This window comes from Methylomicrobium agile (genome assembly GCF_000733855.1).
GTDB lineage: Bacteria > Pseudomonadota > Gammaproteobacteria > Methylococcales > Methylomonadaceae > Methylomicrobium > Methylomicrobium agile.
In genome coordinates, this window is record NZ_JPOJ01000001.1 from 1,492,608 (window position 1) to 1,510,648 (window position 18,041).

The window sequence follows — 18,041 nt, forward strand, 5'->3', positions numbered from 1 at the left end:
CTCTCGTACCATGAAATCGATCAATATTTATGAAGGATCTCAGCATCAATGGATCATGTTCGGCCGGGACAAAAACAAACCCGATAACATCATCGATTCCAACCAATATATGGTACGTACGGCCAACCGCTGCCTGTTGCTCGATCCCGGAGGCTATGAACTGTTTGCTCCCATGATGGCGGCGGTTTTGCATCATGCGCCTGTTGAACAAATTACCGATCTGTTTGCTTCACATCAGGACCCGGATGTCATTTCGTCGCTGAGTCTCTGGGATCAGGCACTGCCCCACGCCAAACTTCATGCTCCGAAAATCTGGGAGGGATTTTTACGGCATTACGGGTGTGAATCGATCGAATATGTTCCGATTGCCGATAATGGCGGCAGCCTCAAACTGGAGGCGATTGAGCTGCAGTTTATCCCGGCGCACTATCTGCATTCCTCGGGCAACTTTCACGTGTATGATCCGGAGGCAAAGATTTTGATGAGCGGCGACATCGGCGCCGCGCTCGAACCGGGGGAGGCGCCGCTATTCGTCGATGATTTCGAAGCGCATACGGAAAAAATGCGTTATTTCCACCAGCGTTGGATGCCCTCCAACCCAGCCAAAAAGACCTGGATCGAACGGGTTAGAAAACTGGATATCGAGATTCTGGCTCCGCAACACGGACGCATGTTCAAAGGTGACGATGTGGGGCGTTTCTTAGACTGGTTCGATGCTTTACAGGTCGGCATGGCAGTCTGACTCTTCCAGAGAAAAAGCTTTATCGGCGTGGCCAAGGCGATCGCCCTCGCCGATCCGGGCGCGGTTTTCTGGTGCCGGGGCGCGACGTCGACGCCCGGCCGCCTGACAAGCGCCAGCTTCTATTTCAAAAAATGATTACTTCCCTACTCGGAAATCTCTGTGATGCGGCTTCAAATTCATGAGACAAGCAAGAGAATTGTGCAAAATTTCATCTAAAATTAAAGACATGGATGGAACCCTGGAGGGTTTGCCTATCTGAAGAATAAATGAGATTTTTTAATAAGGATGAAAGAATGAAATTAGCTTCACTTGAAACCGCCATTGATGTTATCAGTAACGAATTGGTAAACAACAGTCCTTATCTGCCGACGCTACCCGACGTTGCCATCAACATTATGAACGCGGTTTCCAAAGAGGAAACTTCACCTAAGGATCTGGCTGCAATTATCCTCACCGATCCGGCGATATCGGCTCGTCTCATACGTGTGACGAACAGTCCGAAATTTCGGGGAAGAACCGAAATCTCCAATGTGCAGATGGCGGTGTTAAGGCTAGGCAACAACACGATCCGCACATTGGTCAGCAGCATGATCACCCAGCAACTGTTTGCGCCCTCCTCGAAATTTCTGGAAAACGAATTCAAGCAAATCTGGGAGCTGAGCAGGAATGTCTCTGCCGCCAGCCATTTCCTCTGCTCGTTTGCGCCTCACCTCGACCCCAATGAGGCCATACTTGCCGGACTCATTCACCAAGTAGGGAAATTGCCCATACTCATGATGATTGATCAATCCCCCGAATTTGAAGAGTTCAAAGAAAGCCCCACCCTCGTCGGTTTGCTGCTCGAACAAGCGCACGGCACCGCCGGCAAAATCGTGATGGATAAATTGAACTTTCCGGCGACGATAAAGCCGGTCGCCTCGGAATACAACAATTTCCGATACGATGCGGGAGCCAAGGCTGATTATGTAGACGTTGTGCAAGTCGCCTTTTTACAAAGCATTGCCGGAACCGACCATCCGGCCTGTCGAGTCGATTGCTCGATAGTGCCCGCTTTCGCCAAACTCGGACTCAGCTTCGACACCGAAACGATCACGCTCGAGAATATTTCGGACAACATCGAATTAGTCAATAGCCTTTTTGGATAATCAATCCTAGCCGCCTGCCCAACGAGCAATCTGACAAACGCTTCCGGAGCCGCTTCGACAAGATCGCCGCTTTTTTTGTTTGGCGGGAATGCCGCATCCCCGCATCCTCTTGCCGTATTTATTTTTTAATCGAATCATGAATTTTTTTCGCCAGCGCCTCGATGCCTCGCTGCGAAACTTTTTCGGTAAGCGTCCATCCGAGCCACCTATAAAATAGTTTTCGTCTGCGGCATCCTGTGATTTTTTTGATCAGGAGTTTTAGCATGGCCATCACAGCGAAATGGCGTCAGCATATCGAAGCGTGGCAACGCAGTGGTTTGTCGCAAGCCGCGTATTGCGCAGCACAGCAACTCAATGTCCGTACGTTCACAGCACGGCTGAGCGATTATCGCAAATTACCCAAGCAGGATTCGACGGCCTTGATACCGGTGCAGATTCAACCGGCTGTCACTGAGGTCATTGTCTTTACCCATGCTCAGGGCCATCGCCTGGAACTGCCGGCTTCGATGCCGGCGAGTTGGCTCGCGGAGCTGTTGCGATGCCTGGCCTGATCGCGAGCCCGGCACAGATTTGGCTGGCGGTGGCGCCGGTCGACATGCGGCGCGGCCTGGATGGCTTAACCACGATCGTGCAGCAGAGCCTGGGTCATTCGCCGTGTGCTGGGTCGGCCTTCATCTTCCGCAACCGTGCCGGCAACCGCTTGCGCCTGTTGCTGTGGGACGGCAATGGCGTGTGGCTCTGTCAGCGGCGCTTGCATCGAGGCAGTTTTGTCTGGCCCCAGGCCTCTGATCCGGTGTTTGCGATCAGTCCGGCCCAGTGGCAGTGGTTGGCCGCCGGTGTCGATTGGCAACGGTTATCGGCTCAACCCTCGGCGGAATGGCGAGTCTGATGTTAACGATAAAATCCTCTTGAACATCAGTCATATCAAGGCTTTCAGGGGATGAGTGCGGTATAATATCCCCCATGAATTTGCTCGCTGAACTCGATCAACTCAACCTGGAACCGGCCGCTAAAGCCCAAGTCGCGGCAATGCTTCAGACGCTTGTCGAGCAAGCGGCGCAGGATGCTCAAACCATTGCGAATCAGCAGCAACTCCTGCAAACGAAGGACGCCAGCCTGCAAGCCAAAGAGGTCAAAATCGCCGCGCTGACGCACGAGTTGGCCTATTACAAGCGCATCCGTTTCAGTACCAAGAGCGAAGCCTTGGCTCCGCTGCAGCGGGATGTCTTCGAGGAAACCTGGAACACGGATATTTCGGCGATTGAAGCCGAAGTCGAGCAACTGCAGGATGACAGCCCTTGTGCAACGGTGGCTCGTCCGAAACGCCTGCGTGCCGGTCGTCAGCTGTTGCCCGCTCACTTGCCCCGCGTCGAGCACCGGCATGAACCCGAGTCCTGCACCTGCGGGCACTGCGGCCGGGACTTGGTCAAGATCGGCGAGGATGTGACCGAGCAACTGGACGTCGAGCCGGCCAAGTTCTTCGTGCATCGGCACATCCGCCCGCAATATGCCTGCCGGCGCTGTGAAACCGTGACCGCGGCGCCGATTCCGCCGGCGGTGATCGATGGCGGCATGGCGGCGGTCGGTTTGTTGAGTTGGGTGATGATCAGTAAATTTCTGGATCACCTGCCGCTGTACCGGTTGGAACAGATCGCTGCCCGCGACGGCGTAACCTTGTCCCGCTCCACCCTGGCCGACTGGGTCGGACGCCTCGGCGTCGCCTTAGAGCCTTTGGCAGACCGTCTGGCCTGGCACCTCTTGCAACGCGATTGCCTGCATGCGGATGAGACGCCGGTGCCGCAATTGGATCCCGGCAACGGCAAAACGAAAAAGGCCTATTTGTGGGCGTATCGCAGCAACGACTTGCAGCCGGGACCGAAGATCCTCGTCTTCGACTATCAAGCCGGCCGCAGCGGCCGGCATGCGCAGCAGTTTCTGCAAGACTGGCAAGGCCACCTCGTCGTCGACGACTATGCCGGCTACAAAGCCCTGTTTGCGGCCGCCCGCGCGCATCCCGAGGATCAACGCCTGCTTGAACCGTGCATCGAGCTCGCCTGTTGGGCGCATGCACGGCGGAAATTCTTCGACTTGTTCCAGGCCAGCCAGAGCCCGATCGCGCACGAAGCCTTGAACCGCATCGCGGTGCTGTATGCGATTGAAGCCGAAGGGAGTGACCTAACGCCCGATGGGCGCCAAGCCCTGCGTGTCGAAAAAACGCTGCCGACCTTGGCAGCCTTCCACGACTGGCTTCAGCAAACCCGTTTGCGCACCGCGCCCGGCAGTGCCACCGCCAAAGCGATCGACTACAGTTTGAAGCGATGGGCTGCGCTCACGCGCTACGCCGAGACTGGTGATCTGCCGATCGACAATAACCCGATCGAAAACAGCATTCGTCCGATTGCATTGGGCAAAAAAAACTGGTTGTTCGTAGGCTCCGAACGCGCCGGCCAGCGTGCCGCCATCATTCAAACCTTGCTCGGCACCGCCAAGCTCAACGGGTTCGATCCAGCGGTATGGCTAAAAGAAACCCTGGAAAAGCTCCCAACTTGGCCCAACAGTCGCATCGACGAGCTTCTGCCTCTTCGCTTCGCGGATTAAATCATAACGTTTTAGTCCTGGCTATGTGGTTCCGCTGGCCGCTTACCTTTTTCGTGGCTGCCTTTCAGCTCGATCGCATAGCCGGCGGCTAACGCGCGATTTTTGACATCAACCAGATTCGCGATCAAATAAGAGAACAAAAAGCTGGGCTTGCTGTGCCGGCCGACAACCACCCAATCGGCGCCGGCCTGCTCGCCGAGCCTGGCGGCAAGCTCGGGAAAACGGAACAGATAACCCAAACCCGCATCGGCGGCCGCCTGGTCTTCGGCATCGACCCGAACCATTTCGTAATCGCCCGTCCGCTTCAGCGCCTGTTCCAGCAAAGGCCGGAAGGAGGCGGTACGCCGCCGCTCTTCGGGAGTATAGGGCAAAGAGGTCAGATCGTTCAGTTCGAAATCCAAAACGGCGATCCGTTCCGCAGCCTGTGCCGTATAACCGGCGAGCAGCTTAAAAACCAACACTACGAATATTGTCGAGCGATACATGCGATTTCTCCCAAAACCCGCTATTACTGCATTCGACGGCTGTGCAAATCGATAAAGTCCTGCATGCTCAAAGTAGCCACCCCATTCAGGTCATCGTCCAGAATCTCATAGAGCACGCCATCGCTGCCGCGAATGCTAAAAAAGACGATCGCGTCTTCGTCGCCGCCGCCTTCCCGGTGCGGCTCGTCGCTGGCAGGACTGACGGTATAGCGGCCGACCGGCCTGATTTCCTTCAGGCTTCCGTCGGCCTCGTACAGGCGGTGTTCGCCCTGAATCACCAGCATGTGGTTCAACACCTTATGCCGGTGCAGAACGATCTGCGCCTGCGCGGCGAATTTGAAGAGTACATCGATAATCCTGTTCTGCCGGTCGATGTCCAGGATCGCATACTGCAAATGCGCGATATTTTCCAGGGTTTGCCATGCAATGGCGCGGTCGAAAAGAAGCGGGTTCATGCGGTTTTTCCTTAGGGTCAGTGTGTAGAATCGCACGGGAGAACGGCTCCCTGCACTCGCCCTTACTCGTGAGGCATTCGGGGCAGGCCTCAGTCTATGACAAAAAAAATCCGCCGTAAGCCGAAATCCGCCCGGAAAGCACGGGCAATTTGCCTGCTTTCGTTCCGGCGGCTTTTCACCGCGCCGGCCGTCACCTAAAATGCAGCCATCTTCGGACAAAAGGCCGGCAGGCTTGCCCATGAATCTACAAAGCCATTTGCTGTTCCGTATCGCGGCCGTCGCGCTGGCATGCCTCCTGGCCGACTCCGTCTACGTGCTGCAGAAAAGCCATCGGCAAACCCTGCAGACGATTCAGACCACCGCCGAATCGCTGGGCAGACAGTTGGAATTTCAGTTGTTGCGCATCGATGCCGGCTTCGGCCAACCCCGGACGTTTCCGGACTTCTCGCTCTGGAAAGAGACTGCCGGCGTTCCCGGCTTGTGTATCCGTTTCGAACCCGCAGACAATACCGCCGTTAAAAGTTTGTGCAACGGCGCGAAACTGTCCCCGCACGGCTCGCCGGAGAGCTTCGCCAGCCTGTACCGGGCGTTGTTCGCTCCCGGCCTCGAGATAGCGCGGCCGGTAGCCTTCAAGGGCCGCATCCAGGGCACGCTGGCCGTATCGTCCAGCGCCGAAATGGACATTGCGCAGGCCTGGAGCGATGTCAGGAATCTGCTGGGACTTTCCGCGCTGACCATCCTGGCCGTCTGCCTGCCCGTTTACCTGAGCGTCAATCGGGCATTGCGGCCGGCCGGCGTCATCGTCGCCGGATTGGAAACCCTGAGGGAGGGCAACTTGGCTCATCGCCTGCCCATGTTCGAACCGAGAGAATGGGCGCAGACCGCCGCCGCGATCAACCAGCTGGCGGCCGCTCAACAGCAGTTGCTAGCGGAGCGCCAAAAGCTCGCCGTCCAGCTGATCGATCTACAGGAACAAGAACGCCGCGACTTGGCCCGCGAACTGCACGACGAATTCGGCCAATGCCTGGCCGCGATCAACGCGGTCGCCGCCTCGATCATCCATACGGCGGAGCGGGAATGTCCGGAACTGATCGAAGAAGCCACCCGCATCGTCCGGATCAGCGAACACATGATGACTCATGTGCGCAGCCTGCTCGGAAGCCTCAGGCCCGCCGAGTTCGACGAACTGGGGCTTGCCGCCAGCCTGAACAGTATGATAGCGGGATGGAACAAACATGGCGCCGGCAAAATCCGTTACGAATCGAACATCAGCGGCGACTGCGGGACCTTGCCGGAGCCGCAGGCGATCGCGCTGTTCCGGATCGCCCAGGAATGCCTGACCAATAGCGCGAAACATTCGGCGGCCAATCATGTGGAAGTTACGCTGACGGTGGCCGAAGAGCGGGCGACTTTAACCGTCCGCGACGACGGCATCGCCGACACGCTGCCTTTTCCGGAAGGCCCCGGCATCGGCCTGCTCGGAATTCGCGAACGGGTCGCCGCCTTGCAGGGACAACTGACGCTGTCCATCGCCGAACCTCATGGATTGAAGATTGAAGTCGTATTGCCGATGCCCAGGGCGGCCGAGCCAAGCTGCGCGGCAATGGCAGCGAGCGCGGCTGGCTCCTTTTCGCCTTGGCGGGAAAGCTGAAAGGGAATAAGGATTGCGTCAAAAACAACTACCCCCTTTCAAAAAGGGGGATCGAGGGGGATTTGTCGGATCAATCTCCCCCTCCTCTCTTTTTCAAAGAGGGGAGTGAATCATCCGCTTTTCAAAATAATCAACATTCGGGAAGTTATTTCCTACCGGACCCTAGATAGTGTCGTCACAAGATAAGTCTTTGTCAGGTATAATACGGAGATTGTCGTTGCTGATGAGATTAAAGAGCCATGTCCCAACCTGCCCACCGCCGCCATGACATTTCCGATACGGTTTGGAGCTTACTGGAACCCCATCTGCCCGGCCGTGCCGGGGCCTGGGGCGGAAAAGCGCGAGACAACCGCTTGTTTATCAATGCGGTCTTCTGGATTTTGCGTACCGGTGCGCCATGGCGCGACCTGCCACCTGACTATGGCGATTGGAAGAACACCCATCGCCGGTTTTGCCGTTGGCGAGATCACGGCGTCTGGGAAGCCCTGTTGGAACAGTTGGTCACCGAACCCGACTATGAATGGTTGATGATTGATGCCAGCCACATCAAAGTCCATCCGCATGCGACCGGCGCGCAAGGCGGCAATCAGGGCATGGCGGTCACAAAAGGGGGCTCAACAGTAAGATACATCTGGCCGTGGATGCGCATGGTATGCCGGTCAGAATCCTTATTACAGCAGGTACCACAGCAGATTGTTCGCAGGCTTCAGCCTTGATCGAAGGCGTGGATGCTCAGTACTTATTGGCGGACAAAGGCTACGATAGCGATGCTATCGTAGCCCAAGCCGAAGCAAATCAGATGACGGTGGTCATTCCGCCACGCCGCAATCGAAAACAACCCCGCGACTACGATCGCGACCTGTACAAACTGCGGCATTTAGTAGAAAACGCGTTCTTGCACCTCAAGCGCTGGCGAGGTATTGCCACACGCTATGCCAAGAACACCGCATCGTTCCTGGCCGCTGTGCAGATCCGGTGCATCGCCCTGTGGACAGCTATCTTATGACGACACTATCTAAGCTTTTAACTCAACAAAATGACGGAGGAGGCCGGAAATCGATGATCAACATCCTGCTGGTAGACGACCATGCGATCGTCCGCGAGGGCTACCGCGCGCTGTTGGCCAAGCAAACCGGCCTGCAGGTGATCGCGGAAGCGGCGGACGGCGCGGAGGCCTATCTCCGCTTCAAGGAATGCAAGCCGGACCTGATGGTGACCGACCTGTCGCTGCCGGGCATCGGCGGCCTGGCATTGATCGGGCGGGTCAGGCAGCGCTGTCCGGACGCCAAAATCCTGGTGTTCAGCATGCATCAGAACCCGAGCTTCGCGGTCCAGGCCAGCCGCGCCGGCGCCCTGGGCTACGTCACCAAAAGCAGCCCGCCGGACGTGCTGCTGCGCGCGATCTTCGAGGTCCATGCGGGCCGCCATGCGTTGAGCCCGGATATCGCCCAAGCGCTGGCGCTGGAAAAACTCGGCAGCGAGCGGATGGCGCTGGAGGCGCTCACGGTGCGGGAGTTCGAAATTCTGCGCCTTTTGGTCGAAGGCCGGCCGATCGAGGCGATTGCGCAGACGCTCAACATCAGCCAGAAAACGGTCTGCAACAGCCATTACCTGATCAAACGCAAACTCGGCGCGGCCAGCGACATCGAGCTGACGCGGCTGGCGATCCGGCTGAACGTGATCGATCTGCTGGAGTTGACGGACGCGGGGAAAGCCGAAAGTCAATAGCTGACTTTATGATGCAGGCCGATTTTGGCCAACGCCGCGCCCAGGAAAAGCATATTGATGCCCAGGAACAGGCCCAGCAGCCATTGCGAAGTTTCGGGCCAGGCGATCACGACGATCAACGCAAAAGCCAATCCCGTAATGCCGTTGAACAAAATCATCCTCCAACTGGGTAAAGGGCGCATCCTGAAAGCCAAAGAAATTTTGGCAATGCCTTCCAGGGCAAAATACAACGTGATCAGCATCGTTAAGGTGAGTATCCCCGAGGCAGGCCGGACAATGAACAGATAGCCCAACACCGCCTGTAAAATACCGATAAACAGCCACAATCCGAAACCGGGCATTCCGGAAAACAGCAGAGCGCGGCTGATATGCACGATCCCGCCGAACAGAATCAGCCAGCCCAAAAAAATCACCACGGCCACGGAGAAAAACCGGGGGACGACTATGGCGCAAAATCCAAGCAGGATGAAAATTATCCCTTCCGCCAGGAACAGTTTCCAATGCCTGTGGAAATAGTGCTGCATTCGTTCCTGAATGAGCCGGATTTCAATATCGATGTGTTCTTTCGTATTCATGATCTTCTCCAACTGCAAGCCATAACGAATCCTCTGCGCGAACAAAGTTCGCGTATTTATCGATAGACCATGAATTCCGCGAGTCGTTTTGGATAGCGATGCGGGCAAAGAGCCTGCCGGCCGCCGTGTAGGTCGGGCACGCTTTTTGTGCCCGAACTTTTTCGATGCGGCAGTATGAGGTCACGGTTACGGATCATCGAACGGCCTCTTCGCCGCCCAAATGTCGGGCAACGGTGAAGCGGTTGCCCGACCTACCAGGCTTGCCGACTGTCGGGAAGATTCGGCAAGGTAACCGCCCCGGTCGGCAAAAGTCCGGAGGCGGCAAACTTTGAATATCGGCCTGAAGCAGGCCGGATAATAATAAGGAAGGGATACCGGATGAGGAATTTAGGCCTACCGGAACAGCAACAGCAGGCTTACCATGCCCCAGGCCAGGCCGCCTGCGGCCGGAATCGTCAGAATCCAAGCCCAGACGATCCGCTCGATCACGGAATGTTTCAGTGCGTGAGGATTTTTCGCATAACCTACGCCCATGATCGCGGTAGAAATGCTGTGCGTGGTGGAAACCGGCATCCCGAAGTGGGCCGCCGTCAGCAAAATGGTCGCCGAGCTGGTTTCCGCAGCGAAACCGTTGATCGGGTGCAATTTGACCATTTTATGGCCCAGCGTCTTGATGATCCGCCAGCCGCCGATGGCGGTGCCCATCGCCATCACCAGCGCGCAGGTCAATACGATCCAGGTATCGATATCCTTCTCGCCTCCGTCCGGCCGCAGGAATTCGGCCCAGGCCGGCAATTGGTCGAGAGTGCCCGCGCTGTTCGCGGTAAAAAGCGACAAGGCAATGATGCCCATGGTTTTCTGGGCGTCGTTCGTGCCGTGCGCAAACCCCATGTAGCCGGCCGAAACCAGCTGGGCTTTACCGAACGCGACATTGATCCATTTCGGACGGACGCTCCGCGCCAACGCCCCGCCCAGCGAATTCATCCCACTGATCACGGCCATCAATGCTCCCATGATCACGATACCCAGCGAAAATCCGGCAATCGGCGAACTGACCATAGGAATCAAGACTTTCCAGAGCAGCCCCTTGTTCTCCGTCCAGACGTCCGCGGTTTTCGACCAGATCAGCACATCGAAATCATTGTGGCCCGCCGCCAGCGCCGCGCCGCACAAGCCGCCGATCAGCGCATGGCTGGAAGAGGACGGCAGTCCCAGCGCCCACGTGATCAGGTTCCAGATGATCGCGCCGACCAGCGCGCAGATCAACACTTCGGAGGAAATGGCCACCAGACTGGTATCGACCAGCCCCGAGGAAATGGTTTTGGCGACGGCGGTCCCGGACAAGGCGCCGAACAGATTCGTGGCGGCCGCAAGCACGACCGCCTGGGTCGGCGTCAGCACTTTGGTGGCCACAACCGTGGCGATCGAGTTGGCGGTATCGTGGAATCCGTTGATAAATTCAAAGACAAGCGCTGCCAGGATGACAAGCAAAAGCAGAGTCAGCATGGCGACCTTTTACGAGTTTTTCAAAACGATGTGATAAATGACATTGCCGGCGTCGCGGCAGCGGTCGATCGCCTTTTCCAGAATTTCGAACAAATTCATCTTGATCAGATAACGGATCGGATCGGATTCATTCGCGTAGGCATCCCGGTACAATTCGAGGATCTGGCGGTCGGCCTCGCCTTCGATCGCGTGCAGCCGATCGTTCAATTTTTTGATCCGGTCCAGATCCATGCCGTACCGCAACAATCCGATCATCTGTTGCAAAACTTCGCAGGCCTGTTCCAGCATGGCGGCGCGGCTCGCGAAATCCACGTCGCCGATTCGCGCCAGGGCAAGCGTGTAACGCTCCGCAAATTTTTCCACGATCTTGGGAATTTTATAGAGCGCGCCGTTCAGGGCTTCGATATCTTCGCGTTCGAGTACGGTAACGAAAGTGTCGACCAGTTCTTCGCTGATCTGCGCGGCCAAATCCTTTTCCTGGCGGCGCGCCTGTTTAAACTTTTCCAGCGATTGCTGCGATGCGGGCGTACTCAAAAGTTCGATCAGCGCCCTGGTCGACGCACGCGCGGATTCCGCACTGGCTTCGAGGAGGCTGTAAAACTTGTCGCCTTTGCCGAAGATAGTTTGCAATGAAAACATGGTTTCTTCCTTATTTTTGCCCCGTAAGGCTTTGCTAATTCTCTCCCATTATCGCATAACCTGTTGGCTGAATATGAGAAGTTTTGGGGATGCCGATGCGTGCGAGGGCGAGCAAACGCCACAAGAACTATTGCCGCCGGGAGCAAGCCGGCCGGTCGAATACCCTGCCAGCCGAAAATAGGCGCTTTTACGGCGCGTTTTGAAAATCAAAGCGGTCGATCGAAAACCATGAACAAGAGGAAAATTTATCGTTGTTTGTTTTCAATATTTCAATCATTGTTGTATAGTTAATATATGGATAAACAACTCGCCACTTCCCTTTTCGAATCCTTGGCCTCCGGCATCCGGCTGGATGTGTTCCGGCTTCTGGTCAAGCACGCGCCTGCCGGCCTGGTGGCCGGGGAAATCGCCGCACTGCTGGCCCTGCCGCCCACCAACCTGTCTTTCCATCTGAAGGCCATGACCCATGCGGGCCTGCTCAACGTAACCCAGGAAGGCCGGTATCAGCGTTACCGCGCCAATCTGCCGGTGATGCAGGCGCTGATCGATTATTTGACTGCCGAATGCTGCAGCGGCCATGCAGAGCAATGCTTCGATGCAGAGCCGGCGAAGACCTGCCGCGGCAACCCCTAATTTTCATCAAAGGACGAGCTTCCATGAACGTTTTGTTCTTATGCACCGGCAATTCCTGCCGTTCGATCCTCGGCGAAGCCACCTTCAACCATCTGGCGCCGCCCGGCTGGCAGGCGATGAGCGCCGGCAGCAAACCGACCGGCAAAGTGCATCCGCGTTCGCTGGCGCTGCTGGAACGCGAAGGGATTTCCACCGAAGGCTATTTCAGCAAATCCTGGAACGCTCTGCCGGCGACACCCGACATCGTACTCAGCGTCTGCGGCAATACCGCCAACGAAACCTGCCCGGTCTATCTCGGGCCTGCAGTGCGCAGCCACTGGGGCGTCGAAGATCCCGCCCATGCCGAAGGCGGCGACGAAGAAATCGACGCCGCCTTTATGAAGGCATATCGCATCTTGCGCTACCGCATCGAGCAGTTTCTGCGGCTGCCTTTAAACGCGCTGCAGCAGGATCGTGGCCGCTTGAAAACCGAACTGGACCGCATCGGAACCTTGCTTCCCTCATCGCTTGCCGGAGAATCCGCATGAAGCGCTTTCGTCTTCATATCGCCATAGACGATCTTTAACGGAATATCGCTTTCTACAGCGCCCTATTTCAGGCCGAATCCAGCGTAATTCGGGAAGATTACGCCAAATTCGACTTCCCGATCGGCTCGGTTCCCTCATGAACATACCTCGTTGCCCCGCTCCCCGCTTGTCGTTCCCGGATCGCTTTCTGACGCTCTGGATTTTTATGGCTATGGCGCTTGGCGTAGGAATCGGATTTCTATGGCCGGAACCAATTCAACAATTCAATCGAGCCGTTTCGGTCGGAACGACCAATCTCCCGATTGCAGCCGGCCTGATTCTGATGATGTACCCGCCGTTGGCCAAGGCGCGCCACGAAGCGCTGGGCGATGTGTTTCGGGATTGGCGGGTGCTGGGCCTGTCGCTGCTGCAGAACTGGATCATCGGGCCGGTGCTGATGTTCGCGCTGGCGGTCGTATTTCTGCGCGATTATCCGGAATACATGGCTGGCCTGATTCTGATCGGGCTGGCCCGCTGCATCGCAATGGTGATCGTCTGAAACGAACTGGCGCGCGGCGATAATGAATACGCGGCCGGTCTGGTGGCGTTCTTGGCGTTTACGGCGGCCAGCAATAATTTCGAGCTGGCCATTGCCGTGGCGGTAGCGGTATTCGGCATCCACAGCGGCGCCGCCTTTGCGGCAGTCATCGGTCCGCTGATCGAAGTGCCGGTGATGATCGGACGGGTCAATGTGGCGTTTCTCTTTAAAAAACGGTTATACGGGCGAACATGGCAGCCTATGCACCGATAGCCTCTCCGTTGCCGGAACAGCTTTAAGGCAAAGTTCGCCGATGAATTTGTCGGGCGCCCGTTGGTCTATGGTTTGAAAAATCGCCGATTCTTCGGTAAACCGATGTCCTGGGTGCGGCCGAGCACCATCGATTGCAATTCTCCGCCTTCCTGTCGATAATGCGGTGACTCGGGGCATTGCCTCCGGTTCCGATCACAACCGCGCATTATTGTCATGCATACAGAGCATCATTCTCACCCACACTCGCACGCGCCGAATTACGGCCGCGCTTTCGCCGTCGGAATCCTGCTGAACTCGATTTTCATCGCCGCCGAAGTCGTATACGGATTCCTTTCGCACTCCCTGGCGCTAATCGCGGATGCGGGACACAATCTCGGCGACGTATTGGGACTGTTTCTCGCCTGGGGAGCAACCGCGTTGAGCCGCCGCGCCGCCACCGAACGGCACAGTTACGGCCTGCAGCGCGCGTCGGTGCTGGCCGCACTCGCCAATGCGGTGTTATTGCTGGTCGCGGTCGGCGCGATCATCCTGGAAGCGGTCCAACGTCTCGAAACGCCCTCCCCGATCGCCGCCGACACGGTGATCTGGGTCGCGGTGGCAGGGATCGTGATCAACGCAGGCACGGCGATGATGTTCATGTCCGGACGCAAGAGCGACTTGAACATCCGCGGCGCGTTCCTGCACATGGCCGCCGATGCGCTGGTCTCCGCCGGAGTCGTCGCAGGCGCCGCCGTCATTCTATTCACCGGCTGGCAATGGGTGGATCCGGCGCTCAGCCTCATACTGGCATTGACCATCATCTACAGCTCGTGGCGGCTGTTGTGGGATTCGCTGAATCTGGCGCTGGACGCGGTTCCCGAAGGCATCGATGCGGCGGCGGTGCGCGCCTACCTGCTCGGACTGCCTGCGGTAACCGATGTGCACCACCTGCATATCTGGGGCCTCAGTACCACCCAGGCGGCACTGACCGTGCACTTGGTGCTTACCGATGATTCTCGGAGCAATGCTTTGCTGCATCAGATCAATCACGATTTACATGACCGCTTCGGCATCGGCCACGCGACGATTCAGTTCGAATCCGCCGGCGAAGCCGCCTGCCATTCCGAACAATGTTATTAGCGGCGGAAGAGACGACGTTAGTCATCGAGCAACCCTAACGCATCCTCGACCTGCCGAAGGGTCACGTCGACATCGTGCAGCCGCCTGAACGCCTGCCGCAAACGGACGGGATCCCGGGTGTCGAGCCGCATTTTCTCGATCAGGCTCGACAGATCTTCATTGACCGCCCAGGGATAGATAATCCACCGCCATTCGCCGATCGTCCCGGCATAATGATCCGGCACGAATTCGGAGACGGTTTTCAATTGCATCGCCGCCGTATGCAAGGAACGGGACGTTCCGGATCTACGGAGATGCTCGACCGCGACCGCGAAGGTCTCGCCGCTGTCGCACACATCGTCGACCAGCAGCACGTCGCGTCCGTTGATGTCGGCATTCAAAGGATATTTGACCAGCACCTCGCGCTGTTTTTGCGCGCCGCGGTAATGCTCGATCTTCAAGGCAGTCAGGTCGGAAACGCCCAGCATGTCCGACAACAGCCGCCCCGGAATATACCCGCCTCGCGCGATCGCCACGATCATATCGACCGGGGCCCCGGCGGTGCGGATCTTCCGCGCCGCCTCCCGGCATAGACGGTAAACTTCTTCCCACGTGACCAGGGTGCAAGGCATGGTTTCGGGCATCATAGACAAATCCTCGTTGTATATAGACCGCGTTCCGGTGACCGATAGCATAACACCGTTGCGTCAAACGGCATCCGGAGAGAAGGCCGGCAGATTTAAGCGGGGAGCCTGCTTGGCAGGGATTCGGCGCGCGCTTGTCTCCCCGGCAACGGGCCTTTCAGACATCGGCTTTCAGCGAGTCGAACGTCAGCGAAGCGGAATGGAACGGAAGAATACCGCGATGCGTTGCAGGTGAAACGGGAGGAAAAAATAGGAGAGGAGTCAGGGCGCCGTCACGCACCCTGAGCGCTCAACGCGGCAGCAGCATCAGGAACCTTTGCCGCTTAACGCTTCGGCGTTACGTTTGGCGAGAGAATCGTTCAGCGCGCTCAACGAACCTTTCTTCTGAATGTCCTCGCTGAAACTCGAACGGTAATTGGTCACCAGGCTCACGCCTTCGATGATGATGTCGTACACCTTCCAGCCGCCTTTTCCTTGAAACATCCGGTAATTGACCTGCACCGGCTTTTGTCCCGGCTGCAGGACTTCGGTTTTGACGACGACCTTTTTGCCGTCGCCTGCATCGATCGGCTGAAAATGGAGCGTCCAGTTGGCGTATTCGACGAAGGCCCGGGAATAAGACCGGATCAGCAGCGTCCGGAATTCGTTCTTGAAGCGTTCACGTTCGGCAAGGGACGCGGTTTTCCAGTGCTTGCCCAAAACCAGAGGCGCGATCACGTCGAAGTCGGCATGCGGGTAGATCACGCCGTCCACGAAGCGGGTCACCTGCGCAAAATCGCGGGTGAACGCCTTGTCTTGAAAACGCTGGCGCAACTGCTCCGAAACGTTCTGAATCACCTGCTGCGGCTCCTGCAAGCCGCCGGCCGCCGCGTTGGTCATCGGGATCAGCCCCAGCATGACCAGGGCGAACAGCGCATATTTTTTTATCAGGTTTTGCATGATTGATTATCCTGTCGGAATAATGAAAAAATCAGAAAAATGCTTTTCCAGGCGGAATATACTTCGCCGGCATTAACAGGGACTGAATTTCGGATCATCGTTCGTTAATGGGCCGCGTTTTATCCGCTTGCCGGAAGTGAGGCCTGCCAGATCTTATTGACAAGCAATGTAGGATGTGCTGAACGAAGGGAAGCGCATCGTTCGCGTTATATCTCGGCCGATGCGCCTCGTTCCTCGGCACATCCTACGGCTTTTGTAGACCTTGTAGGGCGGATTCGCCGCCAGGCAATCCGCCATCACATTCAGCGATCCGTCATCCTGCGGCGGAACCCGGCAGAGCCGGTTCCGCCTTACGGATTGGCGTTTTGCTATCGCGAAAACGCCCTACAACACTGCGCTTCATAACGCTTGACGTGAATAACCGTATCTACATCAACTCTCGCCTACAAATTCCGATCGATGGCTTTAAAACCGATATCGGTCCGGTAATAAACGTTGTCCCAATCGATGTTGCGGACCAGGCGATAGGCCTTGTTCTGGGCTTCGGCGATCGTGTCGCCGAGCGCACAGGCGCAGAGCACGCGGCCGCCGGCGGTGACGATGTCTTTGCCAGATCGCGAAGTGCCGGCGTGGAAGACTTTCATGTCCTTATTTGCCGTGGTCTGAAGCCCGCTGATCGCCGCGCCTTTCCGGTAAGCATCGGGATAACCGCCGGCCGCCATTACCACGCCGAGCGCGGCGCGCGGGTCCCACTCGCTGGTAACTCGATCAAGCCTGCCTTCCAGCGCCGCCTCGCAAAGTTCGACCAAATCGCTCTTCATCCGCATCATGATCGGCTGGGTTTCGGGGTCGCCGAAGCGGCAGTTGTATTCGAGCACCTTGATCGAACCGTCGGCGGCGATCATCAGCCCCGCGTACAGGAAGCCGGTGTACGGCAGGCCATCTTCGGCCATCCCTTTCAGGGTCGGCTCGATCACTTCGTTCATCACGCGCCGGTGAATTTCGGGCGTCACGACCGGCGCGGGCGAATAGGCGCCCATGCCGCCGGTGTTCGGGCCCTTGTCGCCGTCGTCGCGGGCCTTGTGGTCCTGCGAGGTCGCCATCGCGAGCGCATGCTGACCATCGGCCATTACGATAAAGCTGGCTTCTTCGCCCTGCAGAAACTCTTCGATCACGACCCGACTGCCGGCTTCGCCGAACACATTGCCGGACAGCATGTCTTCGACGGCGGCGACCGCTTCGGCTTCGGTCTGCGCGACGATCACGCCTTTGCCGGCCGCAAGCCCGTCGGCTTTTACCACGATCGGCGCACCCTGCTCCCTAATGTAAGCGATGGCGCGATCCTTATCCGTGAAAGTCTGATAGGCGGCGGTCGGAATCTGGTGGCGGACCATGAAATCCTTGCAGAAGCTTTTCGAGCCTTCGAGCTGCGCCGCCGCGGCGGGTGGACCGAAACATTTGAGGCCGGCTTCCCGGAAGCGATCGACGATCCCCAGCACCAGAGGCACCTCGGGACCGACGATGGTCAGGCCGATCGCGTGTTGTTTCGCGAAGTCGAGCAAGCCTGAAATGTCGTCGACCGCGATCGCAACGTTTTCGATGCCGGGCTCCAGCGCTGTACCCGCGTTGCCGGGCGCAACGAAGACTTTTTCGGCTTTCGGGGATTGTTTGGCCTTCCAGGCCAGGGCGTGTTCACGGCCGCCGCTGCCGACGATGAGAATCTGCATAATGTTCAGCAAGAAAAGTTATAAACGGTAGAAGAGAAAAAATGTAGGGTGGATTACGGTGCGCACTTGGATGGCATCTATTATGGTCGCGCGCCGTAACCCGCCAGGTTGCCAGGCGGGTTCGACGCGCGGAAAACTCTGCCTAACTCAGAAGGTAAA

The 18,041-nt window shown here is 57.3% G+C and carries 19 protein-coding genes and 2 pseudogenes; 13 read left to right on the forward strand and 8 right to left on the reverse strand.

Going from position 1 to position 18,041, the window contains the following annotated elements; genetic code table 11:
• Positions 1–10: 10 nt before the first annotated feature.
• The 5 genes from CC94_RS0107150 (at position 11) to tnpC (ending at position 4,485) form a co-directional block, all read left to right on the forward strand.
• On the forward strand, positions 11–742 hold the full coding sequence (locus CC94_RS0107150) for an oxygen-binding di-iron domain-containing protein (protein WP_031430347.1): 732 nt from the start codon (positions 11–13) through the stop codon (positions 740–742).
• Between the two features lie 293 nt (positions 743–1,035).
• The gene (locus CC94_RS0107160) at positions 1,036–1,887 is read left to right on the forward strand and encodes an HDOD domain-containing protein (RefSeq protein WP_031430348.1); all 852 of its coding nucleotides are present in this window, start codon (positions 1,036–1,038) and stop codon (positions 1,885–1,887) included.
• A gap of 263 nt (positions 1,888–2,150) precedes the next feature.
• A complete protein-coding gene (tnpA, locus tag CC94_RS0107170; protein ID WP_005368392.1) occupies positions 2,151–2,438 on the forward strand; it encodes an IS66 family insertion sequence element accessory protein TnpA in 288 nt (95 codons plus the stop codon).
• A complete protein-coding gene (gene tnpB, locus CC94_RS0107175; RefSeq protein ID WP_005368390.1) occupies positions 2,426–2,776 on the forward strand; it encodes an IS66 family insertion sequence element accessory protein TnpB in 351 nt (116 codons plus the stop codon). Before tnpA ends, tnpB begins: the two co-directional genes overlap by 13 nt.
• A gap of 74 nt (positions 2,777–2,850) precedes the next feature.
• Positions 2,851–4,485 carry an IS66 family transposase gene (gene tnpC, locus CC94_RS0107180; RefSeq protein ID WP_005368386.1) on the forward strand — a complete coding sequence of 545 codons (1,635 nt, stop codon included), beginning with the start codon at positions 2,851–2,853 and terminating at the stop codon, positions 4,483–4,485.
• An 11-nt stretch (positions 4,486–4,496) separates the two neighbouring features.
• On the opposite strand, the gene CC94_RS0107185 is transcribed toward tnpC, so the two are convergent.
• Both CC94_RS0107185 and CC94_RS0107190 read right to left on the reverse strand, forming a co-directional pair.
• Positions 4,497–4,970 carry a DUF3280 domain-containing protein gene (locus CC94_RS0107185; RefSeq protein WP_031430349.1) on the reverse strand — a complete coding sequence of 158 codons (474 nt, stop codon included), beginning with the start codon at positions 4,968–4,970 and terminating at the stop codon, positions 4,497–4,499.
• Between the two features lie 23 nt (positions 4,971–4,993).
• The gene (locus CC94_RS0107190; RefSeq protein WP_005368418.1) at positions 4,994–5,425 is read right to left on the reverse strand and encodes a hypothetical protein; all 432 of its coding nucleotides are present in this window, start codon (positions 5,423–5,425) and stop codon (positions 4,994–4,996) included.
• 238 nt (positions 5,426–5,663) lie between these two features.
• Here CC94_RS0107190 and CC94_RS0107200 point away from each other — a divergent pair, with 238 nt between their 5' ends.
• The 4 genes and pseudogenes from CC94_RS0107200 to CC94_RS0107215 all read left to right on the forward strand — a co-directional run bounded on the left by CC94_RS0107200 (position 5,664) and on the right by CC94_RS0107215 (position 8,804).
• Positions 5,664–7,076, forward strand: a complete 1,413-nt coding sequence (locus CC94_RS0107200) for a sensor histidine kinase (protein WP_036303805.1) — start codon at positions 5,664–5,666, stop codon at positions 7,074–7,076.
• 239 nt (positions 7,077–7,315) lie between these two features.
• Positions 7,316–7,792: an IS5 family transposase gene (locus tag CC94_RS25200; RefSeq protein ID WP_031429487.1), complete on the forward strand. Its 477-nt coding sequence runs from the start codon at positions 7,316–7,318 to the stop codon at positions 7,790–7,792.
• Positions 7,684–8,082 (forward strand): annotated as a pseudogene (locus tag CC94_RS25205) (IS5 family transposase); the annotation flags it as partial. The gene CC94_RS25200 and the pseudogene CC94_RS25205, both read left to right, overlap by 109 nt.
• 53 nt (positions 8,083–8,135) lie before the next feature.
• Positions 8,136–8,804 (forward strand): response regulator, encoded by a 669-nt coding sequence (locus CC94_RS0107215; RefSeq protein ID WP_031430351.1) that lies wholly within the window; start codon positions 8,136–8,138, stop codon positions 8,802–8,804.
• On the opposite strand, the gene CC94_RS0107220 is transcribed toward CC94_RS0107215, so the two are convergent.
• The 3 genes from CC94_RS0107220 to CC94_RS0107230 all read right to left on the reverse strand — a co-directional run bounded on the left by CC94_RS0107220 (position 8,798) and on the right by CC94_RS0107230 (position 11,524).
• Entirely contained in the window at positions 8,798–9,379 is a 582-nt protein-coding gene (locus CC94_RS0107220) for an HdeD family acid-resistance protein (RefSeq protein ID WP_031430352.1), read from the reverse strand. The genes CC94_RS0107215 and CC94_RS0107220 overlap by 7 nt on opposite strands.
• Positions 9,380–9,772: 393 nt before the next feature.
• Complete coding sequence (locus tag CC94_RS0107225) at positions 9,773–10,885, reverse strand: inorganic phosphate transporter (protein WP_005368424.1); 1,113 nt, start codon at positions 10,883–10,885, stop codon at positions 9,773–9,775.
• 9 nt (positions 10,886–10,894) lie between these two features.
• On the reverse strand, positions 10,895–11,524 hold the full coding sequence (locus tag CC94_RS0107230; RefSeq protein WP_031430354.1) for a DUF47 domain-containing protein: 630 nt from the start codon (positions 11,522–11,524) through the stop codon (positions 10,895–10,897).
• A 294-nt stretch (positions 11,525–11,818) separates the two neighbouring features.
• Between CC94_RS0107230 and CC94_RS0107235 the strand changes: the two genes are divergently transcribed.
• The 4 genes and pseudogenes from CC94_RS0107235 (at position 11,819) to CC94_RS0107250 (ending at position 14,593) form a co-directional block, all read left to right on the forward strand.
• On the forward strand, positions 11,819–12,157 hold the full coding sequence (locus tag CC94_RS0107235) for an ArsR/SmtB family transcription factor (protein ID WP_031430356.1): 339 nt from the start codon (positions 11,819–11,821) through the stop codon (positions 12,155–12,157).
• A 23-nt stretch (positions 12,158–12,180) separates the two neighbouring features.
• On the forward strand, positions 12,181–12,684 hold the full coding sequence (locus CC94_RS0107240) for an arsenate reductase ArsC (protein WP_031430357.1): 504 nt from the start codon (positions 12,181–12,183) through the stop codon (positions 12,682–12,684).
• Between the two features lie 136 nt (positions 12,685–12,820).
• Positions 12,821–13,474 (forward strand): annotated as a pseudogene (locus CC94_RS22940) (arsenic resistance protein).
• A gap of 213 nt (positions 13,475–13,687) precedes the next feature.
• A complete protein-coding gene (locus tag CC94_RS0107250) occupies positions 13,688–14,593 on the forward strand; it encodes a cation diffusion facilitator family transporter (RefSeq protein ID WP_031430358.1) in 906 nt (301 codons plus the stop codon).
• Between the two features lie 17 nt (positions 14,594–14,610).
• Here CC94_RS0107250 and CC94_RS21305 read toward each other — a convergent pair whose 3' ends face one another.
• The 3 genes from CC94_RS21305 to purD all read right to left on the reverse strand — a co-directional run bounded on the left by CC94_RS21305 (position 14,611) and on the right by purD (position 17,882).
• Complete coding sequence (locus tag CC94_RS21305; protein ID WP_005368436.1) at positions 14,611–15,219, reverse strand: phosphoribosyltransferase; 609 nt, start codon at positions 15,217–15,219, stop codon at positions 14,611–14,613.
• A 303-nt stretch (positions 15,220–15,522) separates the two neighbouring features.
• Positions 15,523–16,155, reverse strand: a complete 633-nt coding sequence (locus CC94_RS0107260) for an MlaC/ttg2D family ABC transporter substrate-binding protein (RefSeq protein ID WP_005368437.1) — start codon at positions 16,153–16,155, stop codon at positions 15,523–15,525.
• 443 nt (positions 16,156–16,598) lie between these two features.
• Complete coding sequence (purD, locus tag CC94_RS0107265) at positions 16,599–17,882, reverse strand: phosphoribosylamine--glycine ligase (RefSeq protein ID WP_005368440.1); 1,284 nt, start codon at positions 17,880–17,882, stop codon at positions 16,599–16,601.
• Between the last annotated feature and the right edge of the window lie 159 nt (positions 17,883–18,041).

Coding starts and splice junctions, on each gene's coding strand:
- tnpB (WP_005368390.1), top strand. CDS start 2,426: ATGCCTGGCCTGATCGCGAGCCCGGCACAGATTTGGCTGGCGGTGGCG.
- purD (WP_005368440.1), bottom strand. CDS start 17,882: ATGCAGATTCTCATCGTCGGCAGCGGCGGCCGTGAACACGCCCTGGCC.
- CC94_RS0107185 (WP_031430349.1), bottom strand. CDS start 4,970: ATGTATCGCTCGACAATATTCGTAGTGTTGGTTTTTAAGCTGCTCGCC.
- CC94_RS0107200 (WP_036303805.1), top strand. CDS start 5,664: ATGAATCTACAAAGCCATTTGCTGTTCCGTATCGCGGCCGTCGCGCTG.
- CC94_RS0107150 (WP_031430347.1), top strand. CDS start 11: ATGAAATCGATCAATATTTATGAAGGATCTCAGCATCAATGGATCATG.
- CC94_RS0107235 (WP_031430356.1), top strand. CDS start 11,819: ATGGATAAACAACTCGCCACTTCCCTTTTCGAATCCTTGGCCTCCGGC.
- tnpA (WP_005368392.1), top strand. CDS start 2,151: ATGGCCATCACAGCGAAATGGCGTCAGCATATCGAAGCGTGGCAACGC.
- CC94_RS21305 (WP_005368436.1), bottom strand. CDS start 15,219: ATGATGCCCGAAACCATGCCTTGCACCCTGGTCACGTGGGAAGAAGTT.
- CC94_RS0107260 (WP_005368437.1), bottom strand. CDS start 16,155: ATGCAAAACCTGATAAAAAAATATGCGCTGTTCGCCCTGGTCATGCTG.
- CC94_RS0107220 (WP_031430352.1), bottom strand. CDS start 9,379: ATGAATACGAAAGAACACATCGATATTGAAATCCGGCTCATTCAGGAA.
- CC94_RS25200 (WP_031429487.1), top strand. CDS start 7,316: ATGTCCCAACCTGCCCACCGCCGCCATGACATTTCCGATACGGTTTGG.
- CC94_RS0107215 (WP_031430351.1), top strand. CDS start 8,136: ATGATCAACATCCTGCTGGTAGACGACCATGCGATCGTCCGCGAGGGC.
- CC94_RS0107190 (WP_005368418.1), bottom strand. CDS start 5,425: ATGAACCCGCTTCTTTTCGACCGCGCCATTGCATGGCAAACCCTGGAA.
- CC94_RS0107230 (WP_031430354.1), bottom strand. CDS start 11,524: ATGTTTTCATTGCAAACTATCTTCGGCAAAGGCGACAAGTTTTACAGC.
- CC94_RS0107225 (WP_005368424.1), bottom strand. CDS start 10,885: ATGCTGACTCTGCTTTTGCTTGTCATCCTGGCAGCGCTTGTCTTTGAA.
- CC94_RS0107250 (WP_031430358.1), top strand. CDS start 13,688: ATGCATACAGAGCATCATTCTCACCCACACTCGCACGCGCCGAATTAC.
- tnpC (WP_005368386.1), top strand. CDS start 2,851: ATGAATTTGCTCGCTGAACTCGATCAACTCAACCTGGAACCGGCCGCT.
- CC94_RS0107240 (WP_031430357.1), top strand. CDS start 12,181: ATGAACGTTTTGTTCTTATGCACCGGCAATTCCTGCCGTTCGATCCTC.
- CC94_RS0107160 (WP_031430348.1), top strand. CDS start 1,036: ATGAAATTAGCTTCACTTGAAACCGCCATTGATGTTATCAGTAACGAA.